Origin of the sequence: Prevotella sp. S7 MS 2 (assembly GCF_000762865.1) — a bacterium.
Classification (GTDB): Bacteria; Bacteroidota; Bacteroidia; order Bacteroidales; family Bacteroidaceae; genus Prevotella.
Genome location: NZ_JRPT01000058.1, coordinates 12,817 through 29,856, shown reverse-complemented (window position 1 = coordinate 29,856; position 17,040 = coordinate 12,817). Strand labels below are relative to the sequence as shown.

Below are 17,040 nucleotides of genomic sequence, written 5' to 3'. Positions count from 1 at the left end.
TTTTCTGTTGTCCTAGGCGGATTCGAACCACCACAAACAGAACCAAAACCTGTTGTGCTACCATTACACCATAGGACAATTAAGCGGATGCAAAGGTAGTAGTTTTTTGTGTTACTACCAATTTTTTAGTTGACTTTTTTGTGATTTCGTGTGATAACAGGTTGCAACGCTGGTATTTTAGAGGTAATCCTTCAGGAGTCCATTATACGAATATCAAAAAAACTGTGGAAACAGAAGAGAAGTAAGCAAAGAATAAAGAATACAAAATATATAATATATAATATGATGACAAGTTCGATTATCAAATTAGACAGACCTTACCCTATTGTTACAGAATATGGTTATCACGAGAGTTTCCGACCGCAGATACATAGTTATGCCCTCGTATCGCTGCGATACCGTTTGAGCCTTACCAAAAGTAAAACAGATAAAAATTCTCACAAACAGCAAAATCCTAATAAATAAGGATTGCAAAAACAAAAATAAAATCATAAAAAATAGGTATTGTGAAATCCAAACAAGACGCCTACCTTTGCAACTCAAAACAATTAATTTATTATCGAAAATGAAAATAGTAAAGAATTTAACATTACCAGTGTTGGTATTCCTTGTGATGGGACTTGCCTCATGTAGCAGTGACGACGATGTAGTTAAGTACAGCGCGAACGCCCTAAAGAACACGGAGTTGATGAACATACTGAAGCAGAAAGGCTATCAGTTTGACAAAGACGGCAAGTTGGAACTCAACGACTTGGCGGAGAAAACCACCGCATTGGATTTAAGCGGAACCAAACTCAAAGATCTCAGCGGACTTGACATTCTGCCCAACCTGAAAGACGTAAAACTCTCCAATAACGGGTATGGACCTGTTTTCGACTTCGCCCAGCTGCCAGCACAAATTACTGGTGTAGATTTGACAGGCAACGACATTTATGACTTTGAAGGACTGGTGAATGTAAAAACGGAAGAGAATGGTGATGAAACCGTAACACAGCTGCACAAAATCACGAAATTGTACTTGCCACAGACGGCAAAGTTTAATATCAAAGACCTTGTGCGTTTCTATCGAGAGAAGAAGGCTGAGATTGAGTCTGGCAGTATAGACGTGAAGATGGAAACAGCAAAAGGCGACTTGCAGAAATACAATACCATTCGCGAGATACCTGATGAGAATATAAGGGCTAATTTCAAAAAATACTTTTCCAGCATCTTTGATGAAGACGGTATTCATATTGACATCAGCAAGCGGTTAAGCAATAAAGATAGGTCGAATAAGTGTGTATTTAATAAGTGGAATGGAGTTGCCACTGCTGAAACACTGGAAGGGGTACAATATATTGTGAACAATCCTTATTGGGATGGCAAACTTCTTACTGTAAACCTGACAAACAAAGCGAAACTCCCGTATCTGAGACCCTGTAGCGGTCTCAGGACCTTGTCATTGACAGACGTGGATGCCTCTGAAGGCATCAATTTTGAGGATGCTACAAACATGACAGGTTTCCAATGGGTAAAGGTTAGCGGTATTAGCGAAATAGATTTAAGTCATAGTACCCTGTTTGGTCAGAGAGCGATTGAGCTGGAACAGAATGGTCCCGATGGTTCCTCACTTGTTTTTGTAGACTGCCCAGATTTGAAAAAGATAGCTTTACCAGAAAAAAGCGGGTTGCGATCTTATATAATAACATTTTCGAATATGAAGAGTCTAGAGCAGGTAGATTTGTCCAAATTTAAGATGATATCTGATTTGGAACTTGGCGGTTTATCTGCGAATTGTCGTGTTACCTATCCAGAATTGACGGAATTTCATACCTACGAGAAAAAAACCTCTTTTGCGTGTACGCAAGACGTGTTTGACAGACAGGAAACAAAAGACTTTATCAAGAAGTATCTCAAGGTCTTGTCCAGTGGTGGGTTATTCATAGATGGAGTTCAATGGTCATCACTAAATTAACAAGACATAAAAAAGATGAAACATTTCATAACAGTAAAGTGTATCCTTTGCCTCTTGGCAGTGTTCTCATTGGGTTTATCTTCCTGTAACAGTGATGACAATTTGGAACAAAAAGCCCCCGCTCTGGAATACCTAAAAGAGGCAAAAGATATTTTGTCAGGAGATATTGTCCTTTCCACAAAAGCGACAATGAACACGGTCGATAAGACCCTCCTGCCCCAAGGATGTCCTACTAAATTTAATTTCAGTTGGGAGAAGGACAGTCTTCGTCTGAGGCTCGATGGCTTTACCGTAGGCAAGATGCCATTGATTGTGTATTTCTCATGCAAATGTAAGTTTATGCAACTCAACTCTTGGGAAAAAGACACATATAAAGGGGATGGCTGGATAAAGTTTAAGGGTAAGGACGGTAGCGTTACGGGAAATCCTAAAGATGATTCTGGAGTACAGCAAGGAAGTGGCGCAGGTGTAGAAGGCTATCTGAATGTGAAAACTCATGAAATAGAATTCATTGTAGACTATAACATGATGAACGTGCGTTCCGAGTGTTTCTTGCAGACTATCGACAAGAACCGTATCAACAATTACGAAGCCGAGTTTGCCCAATACGAGAAGGAATTGGCAGCCTATAAGAAGTAACACGGATTGTAATACGTTACAAATATGGCAATAAAGGAAGTGAGGGGCTGTGAGTGCTTTCACTTCCTTTTTCAAAAATAAAAAGAAACGATGCAGAAGAAAGGATTCTTATTCTTACTCCTTTGCCTGCTTTTGGCGATAAGCGCACAGGCACAGCGCAGGGTAAGGATAACCATACTTGAAAAAGATACGCAGCAACCTTTGGTAGGGGCTACTGTGCAATATGCCACGAGCAAAGAGATGTTGGATGTTAAGAATACCATTACCGACATTGATGGCAAGGTGATATTAAGTATAGAAAAGGGAAAGGAACTATACTATAATGTCCATGCAACGGGCTTCGTCCCCGTAAAAGGAAGTGTGCCGTCACAGGAAAACAACATAAAGATTGTTATGCGCGAAGACGTGCTGCACCTGAACGATGTCGTTGTAACAGGTTCACGAACAGAGCGCCCCGTGAAACTGTCGCCCGTCACCACACAGGTATTGGGCGGAAAGGCACTCGTTGATGCAGGGTACAGCGACCTACAACATGCCCTGCAACAAGAGACACCAGGACTCAACATTCAGAAAGTGGGTTTCGGCAACGAAATCTCAATGCAGGGACTGGATGCGCGCCACGTTCTCTTTCTGCAAGACGGTGAACGAATGACGGGCGATATGGCAGGCAACCTCGACTACGAACGCTTTAACCTGCACGCCATCGACCGTGTGGAGATTGTAAAGGGTGCCAGCAGTACTCTGTATGGTAGTCGTGCTTCGGGTGCGGTCATCAATCTTATTTCTAAAAAAGCGACCAAACCATTGGATATTCAGGCAGGTATGCGCTGGGCACAGATGAACGAGCGCAACTACAAGACACCGTCTCCAAAAGATTTTCTATATATGTTTGAGAAGAACAGCGACCGTCCTAACTTGCAGGCGTGGCTCTCTGCTGGAGTGAAGCACAAGGCTTTCACCTCACAAACCGACGTATGGTATAGCGAGAGCGATGCCTTTTATATGTATCAGGCGGAGAACGACAGCAAGACTTACACAAAGGAGGCAAACCCCTTTCTGCCTCATGACATCACGCTCACCAGTGTGGCGGCACGTTCGCCAATGGGCATTGAGGGAACGGAGCATATCTCAGCAGCGCAGAAGTTCTATTACGAGCCCAACAGAAACCTGTCGGTACAGGTGTATGGTTCGATGTTCTTCATGAACTCATACGACTTGATACAAGACATGACCTTCTCGCAGAGTCGCGACTTCATGGCAGGCGTTAAGGCGAAATACAATGTAAAAGACTGGTTTAGCGTAAACCTGAGCATTCACAATGATTTCTACGACCGCTTCAAACGGCACGAGCGTATCGATGAACGCAAAAAGGTTTATAAGAGCAAGATATTCGAGCCACGCCTCACGCTGACCAGTAACTATTTCAGCGGACACAGTATGATACTGGGCGTGGAGCATACCTCGGACGAGCTTACCAGCGACCGATTCGTGAATCGGAAAATGACCACGCGCGCCCTGCACGAGACGGAGTACTTCGTACAAGACGAATGGACGGCAAATGCCCATTGGATGCTCTCCACAGGTGTGCGAACCAACTTTTCAAAAGCTTTCGGATTTATGTGGATGCCCAAAATTGCGGTAAAATACTCTCCCGATGACCACTGGGCGATACGTGCCAACTACTCCATGGGTTACCGGGCACCGAGCATCAAGGAGCTTTTTTTCAATTGGGACCATTTAGGGATGTTTCAAATCAGGGGTAGCGAAGACTTGAAGCCCGAGAAGAATCATTACTTTTCGCTGGGTGCCGAGTATAGTCATAACGGATTCTTCATCAACGTAAACACCTATGGAAACTTTTTCAGAAAGAAGATTGAGGGAGTATGGCACATCTATGATATGCAGTATAACTTTGAATACACCAACCTCAGCAGTCAGCGTATGCTGGGCATTGAGGCTATCCTGAAATGGCACTTCCTCGACCGGTTTACCCTGAATGGAACATACAGCTATGTAAACGTAAGCAAGCAAAACGGCATACAGGTGAACACCACATCGCCACACGCTGCCACGGCAAGCATCGACTATGTATATAACAAGCCTAACTACCGCTTGAAAACCATCTTCAGTGCATCGCTCATGGGCGAGAAAAACTTTGATGTGCAAGATCGTGTGTGGGTGGAAGAACATCATAAGAGCTACGATGCCTATTTCCGCTGTACGCTGCCTACCTATGCACTCTGTAACTTGGCAGTGGTGCAGACATTCTATAACAAAGTGAAAGTTACGCTCGGAGTAGATAACATCTTCAACTATGTGCCCCACACCTTGGGATCGGGCATCACTATGTTCAATGTTCCTGCCACCAGCGGTGCAAAGGGATATGTGCAAGTGGAGTTTCTTGTTGATGACATCGTAAAATCATTAAAAAGAAAGAAATGAGAAAATACATATTCATACTTTTCGCTTTAACGACAGCATTGTCCTCGTGCGTGAGTTACGATGCGGAGGAGTTTACGGGCAAAACCCTGCCAAGAGTTACGGGATACACCACCGGCGTTACCAATGATTGGCTGTACATCAATTTGCGCACAGGAAAAATATTCAACCTTGACAAGCCCAATGGCGACATTAAAGAGGGCGAACAGCGGGAGCGTACCGACTGGGACATTGCCTTTTGCGGCTACCGTATGCGAACGAATAGCGGAACATCGGGCAATGGAAAAGGTGGAGCCGCCGACTTAGGATACGGCGGTTACGACACTTGGAAAACGGTGGCGCAATTGCCAACCAATTTACAATGGGCGGTGGACGACCATTCGGTATATATCACCATGTCGCAAAACGACTGGAACAAGTATCTCATCGCCAATAAACTCGACTTTGAACAGAATCCTTGGTTCGACCCCAATCGCGGTCCTGCATCGACACAAACCAACGCTAATCCCATATTGGCAAAAGCGATGACTTTTACTGGTCCACCGCCTGTCTATACTCCCTCGTTTCACACCTACGTGGTGCGCACTGCCGATGGACAGCGATATTTCAAACTACAGATTATCAGTTGGTACAAAGCCGATGTTGAAATAGGTGATACGGGCGGACAAATAAGTTATTATTGTGATGAACTGAAATAAGAAAAAAATGAGAACAAACAACAATCTATATATCTGGCGTACCATCGCCTCATTTTTATTGGTGCTTTTCGCCATGCCCTTGGGTCATGCGCTGATGATATTGATGGAGAAGTTCATGAACGAAGGAGCCATGCACGTTGCTGGTTTTATGATGGGCTTGGCAGGCCTCGTCATGGTAATCGTCGGCGTGTTTGTGAAGGGCGATACCCGACAGACGCTGTGGGGACTTTTCGGTGGACTGCTTTTCTGGACGGGTTGGGTGGAGTTCCTCTTCCTGTATTATGCCAGACGCTATGGCGTACCGCCAGAGATAGAGAATGGCGTGGTGGTGACGAAGCCCGAATACCTTATCATGCCTGCCTCGTTTGGCTTGTGGATGATGGTGATGACGATGTACATCTTCAGCACCAAGAATGGTTGCGACCTGATTACATGGATACAAAAGGTATGTTTCCGAAGCAAACGCAAGGTTGTGGTGGTGCAACCCATGACACGCCACACGAGCATCGTCACGTTCATGGAATTGAACATGATGCTGTGGGGACTGTACCTGCTGCTGATGTTCTGTTACGACAAACGCTTCCTCGGCGACCACCATCCCGTTACGTTCCTCGTAGGAGTGGGATGCCTCATAGGCTCGTTCTTTATGCTGCGTCGCCAACTGCGTCTTGCCTCATGGGGTGCAAACATCCGCATGGCAATCGCTACGGTCATCGTGTTTTGGACTCCTGTTGAGATACTTGGGCGCATCAACTTCTTTAAGGAGTTTTGGGTAGAGCCTGAGAAATACGCATGGCAAATGCTTGTCATCCTCATGGCTTTTATTTTGTTGGGTGTTTATCTTTGGTTCAAAGGCAAACAACGAAAGAGAGCAGAGCAATGATGAAAGGAATCGGGATGAAGAAAACAACATGGAAACGACACCATAAATGGCTGGGAATAGTCTTAGCTCCATTTGTCATACTCTTTTGTCTCTCGGGAATAGTACTCAATCATGCCAAGTTGTTTCAAGGTATCGATATCAGCAGGACACTGTTACCCTCAGAATATCGATATAGCCAGTGGAACCAAGGATTGTTTCGTGGTACGCAGAAATGGAGAAACAAGGTGTTGATATACGGCAACGCTGGCATTTGGGCGAAAGAGAAGGATGTGGACACGATAACCGACTTTAACCGCGGGTTGCCCAAGGGTGCCGACCTGAGAAACATTCGAGGAATGACGGTCATGCCCAATGGCTGTTTATACGCCATGAGTCAACGTCATTTGTATCGGTTGAACAACCATGGCGTATGGGAACAAGTTAATATTCTTCAGGGTAAGCACGAAAAGTTGAGCGATATTACGCAGAAGGGCGACTCGCTCATCATCACGGGTCGGTCTTACGTTTATCTGTCTCGCTTTCCTTACCACGACTTCCAAAAAATCACCTTGAAGAAAACAGACAATGACAAAGGGAAGGTTTCGCTCTTCCGAACGATATGGCTTCTTCATGGAGGCGGACTGTTTGGTATGGCTGGCAAGCTCTTTGTCGATGCCGTGGGACTAATCCTCTTGTTTCTCTCCCTATCAGGCATATATTATTCCTTTGCGCCTCGTTCCCGTTCATTGTTGGGAACACGTACGAAGCGAAGGCTGATAACATGGCACGACAAGTTGGGACGAGGTGCGATGTTCTTTCTGTTGCTGCTGACCATTACAGGCTGGATGCTACGTCCGCCTGCGCTCATAGCCATAGCCTCTGGCAAAATACCGCCCATACCTTTTTCTTCCATGGACAGCGACAACCCATGGAATGGTTGTCTGCGCTCGCTGCGGTATGATAAGGATAAAGCCGACTGGCTGTTGTGTACATCGGACGGTTTCTATTCTCTTCGGAATTTGACCGCCACACCAGAGAAAGAAAAAGTGCAACCTCCAGTGAGTGTCATGGGCATCAATGTCGAGCAACACACTCATCAGAACACATGGCTGGTAGGTTCGTTCAGTGGCATGTATGTATGGGATAGAGCGCATCAGTCCGTTACCGACTATTTCACGCATCAAAAGGTGCAGTCTGTGAGTGGAAATCCTTTTGGAAGTCATGCCATTGCAGGATTTTCATCAGACTTGGACGATAAGGACATGGCGGTGGATTACAAGAAGGGTACTTCATCTCTTCGCATGCCTGACAGCATGACAATGCTACCCATGTCATTACGCAACGTTTGCATAGAAGTGCACACAGGGCGAATCTTTACCTTTTTGGGCATGGCTTCTCTTTTTTACATCTTCCTCATGGGCGTGGCTTGCTTATGGTGTCTTTGGAGTGGCTGGAAGATATATAGAAGATACCCTCATTGAGTTTACATTTCATATTATAATTTTTATCAACAGTATGTGACATACGGCATGGCAGGGTGGAAGGAGTTGATGAAACCATAAAATACCTATTTTGCAGTATTGCCATTCCGTTTCTCTCTTCGTATCTTTGCATCGTAAATATTGATAAGTATGTATAAATTGAAATGTCATCGAGGGCAAATGCCCTACACTGCGATACACGAGGCGCACCGTTCTTTACTTGGACGGTGCGTTTTTTTTATGAACAAAATAGAACATCGTTCACTATTAACCCTTTACCCTCATCATGCAAACTCTGAAAGATGACATTCGGCAGCGCATCATCGCTACCGCTCGTGCAGAATTTATCGCACATGGTGTACGCTGCACCTCCATCCGCACAGTGGCTCGCAAGTCAGGTGTCGCTGTAGGAAACCTATACAATTACTTCAGCAGCAAGGACGAACTGTTTTGCGAGGTGCTGCGTCCTCTCACCAAGGCATTGAACAAACACATCCTGTCGCACAATGACGAAAAGTTCCTGTCGATAGACGTGTTCAACATGCGGCAACACCAAATAGATTACATCTTTGCCATGCTTGCCATTATCAAAGACTTTCGTCCGGAGCTTCGACTACTCCTATTCAACTCGGAGGGTACGTCGCTACAAGGATATAAAGACAAGATGGTGGACAGACAGATGAAGGTGGGTATGGAATACCTGCGACTGATGAAAGAACGCTATCCACATCTCAACGCCAACATTTCGCCATTCTTGGTTCACATCACTTGCTCTACATGGATAACCGTTTTCTGCGAGATTGTAGAACACGAAGATTACAGCGACGAGGATATCAAAGTTGCCTTGGAGCAGTACATGGACTTTAGCATGGCAGGTTGGAAAGCATTAATGAAACCATAAAGACTAATTATTAAAAGACGATAATATATGATGAAAACTCTCAAACGTTTAGGAGCTTACATGGGAGGGCGCAAATACTTGCTGCCATGCTCCGTAGCACTGTCGGCAGTCAACGGACTGCTGTCGCTTGTCCCATTCATTCTTTTGTGGCTCGTGGTGCGCACACTACTTATCGCCAAGGGCAATCTCTCAAACACCCCTCTTATAGACTATGCCCTATGGGCTTTTGTCATATCGGTGGCAAACGTGTTGCTCTACTTTTTGGCACTGATGCTCTCTCATCTTGCAGCATTCCGTATCGAAACCAACATGAGGCGCAAAGCGATGCAACGGCTAATGCGTGCACCATTGGGCTATCTCGATGAACAAAACACGGGGCGTATGCGCAAAATCATTGATGAGGATTCGGGACAGACCCATACTTTTGTGGCACACCTGCTACCCGATGTGGCGAGTTGTGTCGTTGCTCCGATAGGTGTTATCGTACTGTTATTCGCTGTGGATTGGCAGTTGGGTGCGGCTGCAATGATACCTCTCATTGGCGCGATAGGCATTATGGGATATATGATGAACCCGAAGAACAACCAGTTTCAAAGGCTCTACCTTGATGCGCAGGAGAAGATGGGGGCAGAGGCAGTGGAATATGTCAGAGGTATTCCCGTGGTCAAGGTGTTCCAACAAACGGTCTTCTCGTTCAAACGCTTCTACGATAGCATTATCAGCTACCGCGACCTTGTCATCAAGTGTACGCTTGTGTGGCGCACGCCAATGTCATTTTATATACTGGCTATCAATGCCTTTGCCTTCATCCTCGTTCCTACTGCTATTATCCTGATAGGACTCGGTGGAGATACAAGCACAATTATTGCCAACGTGATACTTTATGTGGTGATTGCACCGCTCATCGCTTCCAACGTGATGAAAGCTATGTATCTCAGTCAGGATCTATTCATGGCAAATGAGGCTGTGGAACGATTAGAGCAGCTCACTGATATTGCACCGCTCTCGCAGCACGACGAGCCAAAACGGGCAGAAGCGTACGACATTCGTTTCAACGATGTTTCGTTCCGATATGAGGGAGCGGAGAAAGATGCAGTGAGTCATATCAACCTTACCATTCCCGAAGGAAAGACGGTGGCACTTGTAGGAGCCTCGGGCAGCGGAAAGACCACCATAGCAAGACTGATACCCCGCTTTTGGGACGTACGTCATGGCAGCGTTACCATAGGAGGCATAGACGTGAGGGATATGCGCAAGGACGAACTGATGCGCAACGTGTCGTTCGTCTTCCAAAACACCCGTCTATTCAAGACTTCGCTCATCGAAAACCTACGTTACGGCAATCCTGATGCAACGACTGAACAGATCAACCGTGCCATCGACCTCTCACAAAGTCGCGAGATTATCGACCGGCTGCCACAGGGATTAGATACCGTTATCGGTGCCGAAGGTACTTATCTTTCGGGAGGTGAGCAGCAGCGGATTGTTCTTGCCCGTGCCATTCTGAAAGATGCTCCTATCATAGTGCTCGATGAAGCGACCGCCTTTGCCGACCCCGAAAACGAACAGCTTATCCGTAAGGCACTGGCACATCTCACCCAAGGAAAGACCGTGCTGATGATAGCCCATAGACTTACCACTGTTCAGGATGCCGACAGCATCGTAGTTGTGGACAACGGCAAGATAGTCGAACAGGGAACGCACGAGGAACTATTGAGTGAGGAAAAGTATTACCACCGTATGTGGAATGAATATCAACAATCCGTTTCGTGGAAACTATCATCTATTAAAAGTCATAAAGTCATAAAGTCATGATAAAATATTTTCAAAACCGTTTCGCTCTTACGGAAAAAGGAGCAAAAGACTTGCGGCAAGGCATCATCTTTTCGACACTGCTCAACCTTGTGCTAATGCTGCCACCCACTTATTTGTTTTTCTTCCTGATGGAGTATCTCGATAATATGCCAAGGAATGCCCCTCATACGTTGTGGTTTTATCTCCTCATGGCAGCAGGGTTAATGGTCGTGATGCTCGTCGTGATGCGTCGGCAATACGACAGCACCTATACCACCGTATATAATGAGAGTGCGCAACGCCGTATCTCTTTAGCCGAGAAACTGCGCCGCTTGCCTCTCGCCTTCTTTGGTGAGCGCAATCTCTCCGACCTCACTGCCACTATTATGGAAGACTGCACACTATTGGAAACAACGTTCTCGCACGCCATTCCCCAACTATTTGCTTCCGTGGTGAGCATTGTCATTATCGCAGCGGGAATGTTCTGTTACGACTGGCGATTAGCCATCGCTGTGTTTTGGGTAGTGCCATTTGCTTTGGTAGTGCTGTTGGTTTCACGAAATCGAATGGACAAGGCTTTTACACATGTCTACCACATCAAACGAGGAGTGAGCGAACAGATACAGGAAGGACTGGAGTGTGTGCAGGAAATCAAATCGTACAATGGCGAGGACGAATACAATCAGCGGTTTGACCAGCGATTAAAAACATTAGAAAAAGAACTTGTTGCCGGTGAACTCTTGACAGGTGCGTTTGTCAACATCTCCGCTGTATTGCTTAAATTGGGTATGCCTACCGTCATCGTTGTAGGCGCATGGATGCTTCAGCGTGGCGACGTGTCGGTGTTCGTCTATTTGGCGTTCCTCCTTGTTTCGGCAATGGTCTATAATCCTATTCTTGAAGTATGCAATCACCTTGCCGTTCTTACTTTTCTCGATGTACGCATCAAGCGAATGAAAGAGATGGAGGCAATGCCCATACAGACGGGCGACACCGAGGTGGAAGTTTCAAATTATGACATTGAGTTCCACAACGTCAGCTTTTCCTACGAAACAGATAAGCAGGTGCTTCACAATGTTTCATTCACTGCCCGACAAGGCGAGATAACCGCACTCGTTGGATCATCTGGAGGAGGAAAAAGCACCGCAGCCAAGCTCGCTGCACGTTTTTGGGACATCAATAGCGGTAAGATAACACTGGGCGGACACGACATCTCTGACATAGAACCAGAGACGTTGCTCAAAAACTATGCCGTCGTGTTCCAAGACGTGATGCTCTTCAATGCCTCCGTTGCCGACAATATACGCATAGGAAAACGCGATGCCACCGATGAGGAAGTAAGGCATGTGGCGCGATTGGCACAGTGCGATGACTTCATCAATCGTATGCCACAAGGCTACGACACGGTGATTGGCGAAAATGGAGAAACCCTTTCGGGTGGGGAGCGGCAGCGTATCTCCATAGCCCGTGCACTCTTAAAAGATGCTCCTGTGATACTCTTAGATGAAGCAACCGCCAGCCTTGATGCCGAGAACGAGACAAAGATTCAGGCTGGTATCTCCGAACTGGTGCGCAACAAGACCGTCATTATCATTGCGCACCGCATGCGCACCGTATTGGGTGCCGACCACATCATAGTACTCTCGGGCGGAACAGTCGTAGAGCAGGGTACACCCGATGAACTGATGGCAAAAGGTGGAGAGTTTGCCCGGATGGTGAGACTGCAACAGGAAAACAAATCATCAAAATAAAAACAACAATGAAAATCGAAAAAATCAACAACCTTTTCAGGCAACTGGCGAACTGGATTTTGCGCCATCGGCTTGTTGTGGGTGCGCTGTTTGCGGTGGCCATCGCCTTTTCGCTTGTTGGAGCCAAGCGCATCGTGGTAAGAACTTCGTTCGATGACTATTTCTTAAGCGACGACCCTATGCTGCTCAAGACCAACGAGTTCAAGTCTATCTTTGGTAACGACTACTATGTGGCAGTGCTGGTAAAGAACAAGGACATCTTTTCCAACCGCAGTCTCACGCTCATTCGTGAGCTGAGCAACGAACTGAAAGATAGTTTGTCGTACGCCGACAAAGTAACATCGCTCACCGACCTTGAGTTTGCCTCTGGTACGGAAGAAGGTATGACCATAGAGCAGATTGTACCCGAGCAAATTCCATCGGATGCCGCTGGACTGAAAGAAATCAAGCGCAAGGCTTACAGCAAACCCTATCTGGCGAAGAAAATGGTATCGACCGATGGAACAATGACATGGATCATGGTAAAGCTGCGCCCCTTCCCTGCCGATAGTGTGTGGAAGAAGACAAGCGACATGGCTCCCGACATGATTACCGGGAGGGAAGCAGGACACATCATAGGCAAGGAGAAATATGCAGAACTGTCGCCCGCTGCTGCAGGAATGCCTTATCTGAGCTATGAGAAGGTGGTCTATCTCAAGGGCGAAATGGGACGATTGTTCCTCTTCGCATTTATCATCTCTATTGTAGTGATGCTCATTGTAACTCGTTCGCTACGTGGAGTAATAGCACCATTGCTCACCTCTGTCTTAGGACTGCTCATCAGCTTTGGCATCATCGGCTGGACAGGCATCTATATCGACATGACTACCATAATGATAGCCGTCATTCTCACCTTTGCTTGCTCCATTGCCTACAACATCCACCTGTACAACTTCTTCAAGACGCGCTTCGTAGAGACAGGTAGGCGCAGGCAATCCATCATCGACGCGATGGGCGAGACAGGTTGGGGCGTATCGCTCTCAGCACTCACCACCGTGGCTGCCATGATGACTTTCCTTTCCATGAACATCGTACCGATGCAGGCAATTGGTATCAACACATCAATCTGTCTGCTCGCCATACTGATTACCTGTCTTTTCATGACTCCCTTTCTGTTGTCGTTTGGCAAAGATAGAAAACCAGCCGTCAACATGTCGAAGAGCTTTGAGGGCTATATTGGCAATCGGTTTGAACAATTCGGGAGCTTTGTGATACGCCATCATCGGGGCATTGTCACGTTGTCGGTGGTGCTGACGATTTTCTGTGGCATCGGACTCTTCTTCATCGAGCCAGCGTTCGACATTGAGAAGACGATGGGGAGAAAAGTGCCTTACGTCAACAAATTCCTCAACCTTTGTGAAACGGAACTCGGCTCCATGTATGCTTACGATTTGATGATTACGCTGCCGCACGACAACGATGCCAAGAAACCAAAAAATCTACAAAAGCTCGACCAATTGTCAAAAATTGCTGACGGCTACAAGCTAACGAAACGTCACAACTCCATCACTGACATCGTGAAAGACATGAATTGCACGCTCAACGGAAACAAACAGCAATTTTACACCATTCCCGACAATGCTGATATGGTGGCACAGTTGCTGTTGCTGTACGAAAACGCCGGAGGAACGGAGTCGGAATACTGGATGGACTACAACTATAAACGGCTAAGACTACAAATAGAACTGAAAGACTACAACTCCAACGAAGCCGAAAAGGAAATGAACGACCTTCAGGCGGAGGCACACCGTCTCTTTCCCGATGCACACGTTTCGGTGGTAGGAAATGTTCCGCAATTCACCGTCATGCAGCAGTATGTGGAGCGAGGACAGATGTGGTCGATGATGCTGTCGGTATTGGTGATCGGCATCATCCTCGTTCTGATTTTTGGAAACTGGAAAGTGGGACTCGTAGGGATGATACCCAACATTGCCCCTGCCATTGTCGTTGGTGGAATGATGGGCTGGCTCGGCTACCCACTCGACATGATGACCGCCTCGCTCATCCCGATGGTCTTGGGCATCGCTGTCGATGATACCATTCATTTCATCAACCACAGTCATGTGGCATACGACAAATATGGCAACTACAAAATAGCCATCAACCGCACCTTTCGCACCGAAGGACTTGCCATTGTGATGTCCACAGTTGTCATCTCGGCTACATTCATGGGCTTCGTCTTTTCCGATGCCACACAGATGAGCAACTGGGGCATACTGGCAGTAGCTGGCATGGTATCGGCTTTGTTGGCTGACCTCTTCCTCACCCCTATCCTCATAGACTATCTCCACATATTCAAACAAAAAAAGGCAAACATCAACAACATTCAAAATAATAATTAAACCCAAAAGTATGAAAACAAGAAATTTTACATTGCTGCTCATCGCTCTGTTGGCAATTGGTAGCGCACAGGCAGCAGGACTGTCTGGTAGAGATATTATGCAAAAAGTAAAGAACCGACCTGATGGCGACACACGCTACGCTAACGTAGAGATGACGCTCATTCAGCGAAGTGGACACAAACGCATCAGAAAGCTCGAGTCGTGGGCTATGGACGTAGGCAAGGACACAAAGAAAATTATGTTCTTCACTTATCCCGGAGATGTGAAGGGAACAGGATTCCTCACCTGGGACTACGACAATCCACGCAAGGTGGACGACAAGTGGCTCTATCTGCCTGCCATGAAAAAGACGAGACGCATCAGCGGTAAGTCGTCGAAGACCGACTACTTCATGGGTAGCGACTTTACCTACAACGACATGAGTATGCGCAATGTGGACGAGGAAAAACACCAGCTCCTGCGAGAAGAAAACTTAGCCGGACATAGATGCTGGGTGGTACAGTCGATTCCCAATGACAAAGACGAAATCTATACACGTCGAGTAACGTGGATAAGACAGGACTGTTTGATGGCTGTCAAAGCAGAATACTACGACAAACTAAACAAGCTACACCGCCGACTCTCTATCTCCAACATCGATAAAGTACAGGGCTTCTGGACGATGCACCTCATGCAAATGGAAAATGTGCAGACGGGTCACAAGACCATCATTCGCATGGACAACCAGCGGTTCAACATCAAGGTTGCGCCCAACCTCTTCACCGTTTCCAAATTGGAGAAAGGACTCTGACCATGAGAAGGCTGCGATTATGGACGATGCTCTTGCTTGTGCCGATGTTCTCGGCACAAGCATTTGCCCAGATTGACACCTCGGCGGTGGAGACCGATTCCGTTGATGCGGAATATGTGCAAGAGGAAGAAACGGAGGACAACGCCCTGCAAATTCGGGTGAAGGGATTTCTTGACACCTATCACGCACTCCGAACAACGGGGAATGCAGACTGGATGGCGTCGAGAACTCGAGCAAGGGGCGAAGTGAGACTCGAAAAAGGAGCGACAGCTCTCTTTGTCTCGCTGAACGCTATTTACAACGGAATACTGAAAGAACGCACAGGCATTGAGCTGCGAGAGGCGTATCTGTCATATACCAAAGGCAACCTTGACCTGCGTATGGGACGGCAAATCGTGATATGGGGAGTGGCAGACGCACTGCGCCTTACCGACTGCGTGTCGCCCATCGACTACACCGAATTTCTCGCCCAAGACTATGACGACATACGCATGCCTGTGAATGGCTTACGTGCCAAATACACCTTGGGAGCTATTACAGCAGAAGCGGTGTTCAACCCAGTGACTAACTTCGCTGTGTTACCTACCGACCTGCGCAATCCGTGGGCAATGCGGTTGCCGTACACCTCCCTCCCTTATTCCATAGACTTGGAAAGTGGAAAACCAGAAAAGCGGTTGAAGAACATGGAATACGGTGGACGCATCTCCGTCAACCTCAGCGGTGTTGATTTCTCTGTGAGTGCCTTGCGGACGTGGAACAAACTGCCAGCCCTCCGCATGGGAATGACAACCGATGGAAAGTCACTACATATCGATGGACGCTATCACCGCATGACAATGTTAGGAGCCGACTGTTCGTTGCCCGTTGGGCAATTCGTCATTCGAGCAGAGGTAGCCAAATACATCAATGAGGCGCAAAATGCTGCAATGGGATGCGAAGTGGAATGCCGCAATGCGCTCAACGCGCTCATCGGCATTGATTGGTACCCTGGCAACGACTGGAATGCAAGTCTGCAATATTGCCACAAATACACATCGGGCAATCTTGAAAGACTGCCTATCTATCGCCATGCAGGGATAGCCACCGCACGACTCGCCAAAGAACTGCTGCAAAACACGCTAAAACTTTCTACCTTTGCCTACGTTGATGTAACCAACGGTGGCATCTTCAATCGCCTATCCACCACCTATGCCCTCAACGACCAAACAGCAATCGCTATCGGATACGACTATTTTCATGCCAACAAGGGCAAGTTCCAGATGTATGCGAAGAACTCGGAGGCGTGGGTAAAAATGAAATACAGCTTTTAGGCTAGTTCTATAAATTACCACCGCACATAGTCATCAAATG

13 protein-coding genes and 1 tRNA gene are annotated in these 17,040 nt (G+C 46.8%); 13 read left to right on the top strand and 1 reads right to left on the bottom strand.

What is annotated here, in order from left to right; translation table 11 throughout:
• Positions 1–7: 7 nt before the first annotated feature.
• A tRNA-Gln gene (locus tag HMPREF0671_RS09505) sits at positions 8–78 on the bottom strand.
• A gap of 204 nt (positions 79–282) precedes the next feature.
• Here HMPREF0671_RS09505 and HMPREF0671_RS12080 point away from each other — a divergent pair.
• The 13 genes from HMPREF0671_RS12080 to HMPREF0671_RS09445 all read left to right on the top strand — a co-directional run bounded on the left by HMPREF0671_RS12080 (position 283) and on the right by HMPREF0671_RS09445 (position 17,000).
• Positions 283–465, top strand: a complete 183-nt coding sequence (locus HMPREF0671_RS12080) for a hypothetical protein (RefSeq protein ID WP_156431030.1) — start codon at positions 283–285, stop codon at positions 463–465.
• Positions 466–565: 100 nt separating this feature from the next.
• Positions 566–1,954, top strand: coding sequence for a leucine-rich repeat domain-containing protein (locus tag HMPREF0671_RS09500; RefSeq protein WP_036899923.1), 1,389 nt, complete (start codon positions 566–568; stop codon positions 1,952–1,954).
• A gap of 15 nt (positions 1,955–1,969) precedes the next feature.
• On the top strand, positions 1,970–2,593 hold the full coding sequence (locus tag HMPREF0671_RS09495) for a DUF4903 domain-containing protein (protein WP_036899921.1): 624 nt from the start codon (positions 1,970–1,972) through the stop codon (positions 2,591–2,593).
• A gap of 90 nt (positions 2,594–2,683) precedes the next feature.
• On the top strand, positions 2,684–5,035 hold the full coding sequence (locus HMPREF0671_RS09490; protein ID WP_036899919.1) for a TonB-dependent receptor: 2,352 nt from the start codon (positions 2,684–2,686) through the stop codon (positions 5,033–5,035).
• Positions 5,032–5,730, top strand: coding sequence for an HmuY family protein (locus HMPREF0671_RS09485; protein WP_036899917.1), 699 nt, complete (start codon positions 5,032–5,034; stop codon positions 5,728–5,730). The genes HMPREF0671_RS09490 and HMPREF0671_RS09485 overlap by 4 nt, the downstream gene beginning before the upstream one ends.
• Positions 5,731–5,737: 7 nt before the next feature.
• Positions 5,738–6,613 carry a hypothetical protein gene (locus tag HMPREF0671_RS09480; protein ID WP_036899915.1) on the top strand — a complete coding sequence of 292 codons (876 nt, stop codon included), beginning with the start codon at positions 5,738–5,740 and terminating at the stop codon, positions 6,611–6,613.
• 14 nt (positions 6,614–6,627) lie between these two features.
• The gene (locus HMPREF0671_RS09475) at positions 6,628–8,073 is read left to right on the top strand and encodes a PepSY domain-containing protein (RefSeq protein ID WP_036899930.1); all 1,446 of its coding nucleotides are present in this window, start codon (positions 6,628–6,630) and stop codon (positions 8,071–8,073) included.
• A 286-nt stretch (positions 8,074–8,359) separates the two neighbouring features.
• Positions 8,360–8,974, top strand: a complete 615-nt coding sequence (locus HMPREF0671_RS09470) for a TetR/AcrR family transcriptional regulator (RefSeq protein WP_036899913.1) — start codon at positions 8,360–8,362, stop codon at positions 8,972–8,974.
• A 27-nt stretch (positions 8,975–9,001) separates the two neighbouring features.
• Positions 9,002–10,789, top strand: a complete 1,788-nt coding sequence (locus HMPREF0671_RS09465) for an ABC transporter ATP-binding protein (protein WP_036899911.1) — start codon at positions 9,002–9,004, stop codon at positions 10,787–10,789.
• Entirely contained in the window at positions 10,786–12,519 is a 1,734-nt protein-coding gene (locus tag HMPREF0671_RS09460) for an ABC transporter ATP-binding protein (protein WP_036899909.1), read from the top strand. Before HMPREF0671_RS09465 ends, HMPREF0671_RS09460 begins: the two co-directional genes overlap by 4 nt.
• Positions 12,520–12,527: 8 nt before the next feature.
• On the top strand, positions 12,528–14,900 hold the full coding sequence (locus HMPREF0671_RS09455) for an RND family transporter (RefSeq protein ID WP_036899907.1): 2,373 nt from the start codon (positions 12,528–12,530) through the stop codon (positions 14,898–14,900).
• A 10-nt stretch (positions 14,901–14,910) separates the two neighbouring features.
• Entirely contained in the window at positions 14,911–15,690 is a 780-nt protein-coding gene (locus tag HMPREF0671_RS09450) for an outer membrane lipoprotein-sorting protein (RefSeq protein ID WP_036899905.1), read from the top strand.
• 2 nt (positions 15,691–15,692) lie between these two features.
• Positions 15,693–17,000 (top strand): DUF1302 family protein, encoded by a 1,308-nt coding sequence (locus HMPREF0671_RS09445; protein ID WP_036899903.1) that lies wholly within the window; start codon positions 15,693–15,695, stop codon positions 16,998–17,000.
• Positions 17,001–17,040: the final 40 nt, after the last annotated feature.

Excerpts from the sequence above, each read along its gene's own strand:
- HMPREF0671_RS09455 (WP_036899907.1), top strand. The coding sequence starts at position 12,528 with ATGAAAATCGAAAAAATCAACAACCTTTTCAGGCAACTGGCGAACTGG.
- HMPREF0671_RS09485 (WP_036899917.1), top strand. The coding sequence starts at position 5,032 with ATGAGAAAATACATATTCATACTTTTCGCTTTAACGACAGCATTGTCC.
- HMPREF0671_RS09460 (WP_036899909.1), top strand. The coding sequence starts at position 10,786 with ATGATAAAATATTTTCAAAACCGTTTCGCTCTTACGGAAAAAGGAGCA.
- HMPREF0671_RS12080 (WP_156431030.1), top strand. The coding sequence starts at position 283 with ATGATGACAAGTTCGATTATCAAATTAGACAGACCTTACCCTATTGTT.
- HMPREF0671_RS09475 (WP_036899930.1), top strand. The coding sequence starts at position 6,628 with ATGAAGAAAACAACATGGAAACGACACCATAAATGGCTGGGAATAGTC.
- HMPREF0671_RS09445 (WP_036899903.1), top strand. The coding sequence starts at position 15,693 with ATGAGAAGGCTGCGATTATGGACGATGCTCTTGCTTGTGCCGATGTTC.
- HMPREF0671_RS09495 (WP_036899921.1), top strand. The coding sequence starts at position 1,970 with ATGAAACATTTCATAACAGTAAAGTGTATCCTTTGCCTCTTGGCAGTG.
- HMPREF0671_RS09465 (WP_036899911.1), top strand. The coding sequence starts at position 9,002 with ATGATGAAAACTCTCAAACGTTTAGGAGCTTACATGGGAGGGCGCAAA.
- HMPREF0671_RS09500 (WP_036899923.1), top strand. The coding sequence starts at position 566 with ATGAAAATAGTAAAGAATTTAACATTACCAGTGTTGGTATTCCTTGTG.
- HMPREF0671_RS09480 (WP_036899915.1), top strand. The coding sequence starts at position 5,738 with ATGAGAACAAACAACAATCTATATATCTGGCGTACCATCGCCTCATTT.
- HMPREF0671_RS09490 (WP_036899919.1), top strand. The coding sequence starts at position 2,684 with ATGCAGAAGAAAGGATTCTTATTCTTACTCCTTTGCCTGCTTTTGGCG.
- HMPREF0671_RS09450 (WP_036899905.1), top strand. The coding sequence starts at position 14,911 with ATGAAAACAAGAAATTTTACATTGCTGCTCATCGCTCTGTTGGCAATT.
- HMPREF0671_RS09470 (WP_036899913.1), top strand. The coding sequence starts at position 8,360 with ATGCAAACTCTGAAAGATGACATTCGGCAGCGCATCATCGCTACCGCT.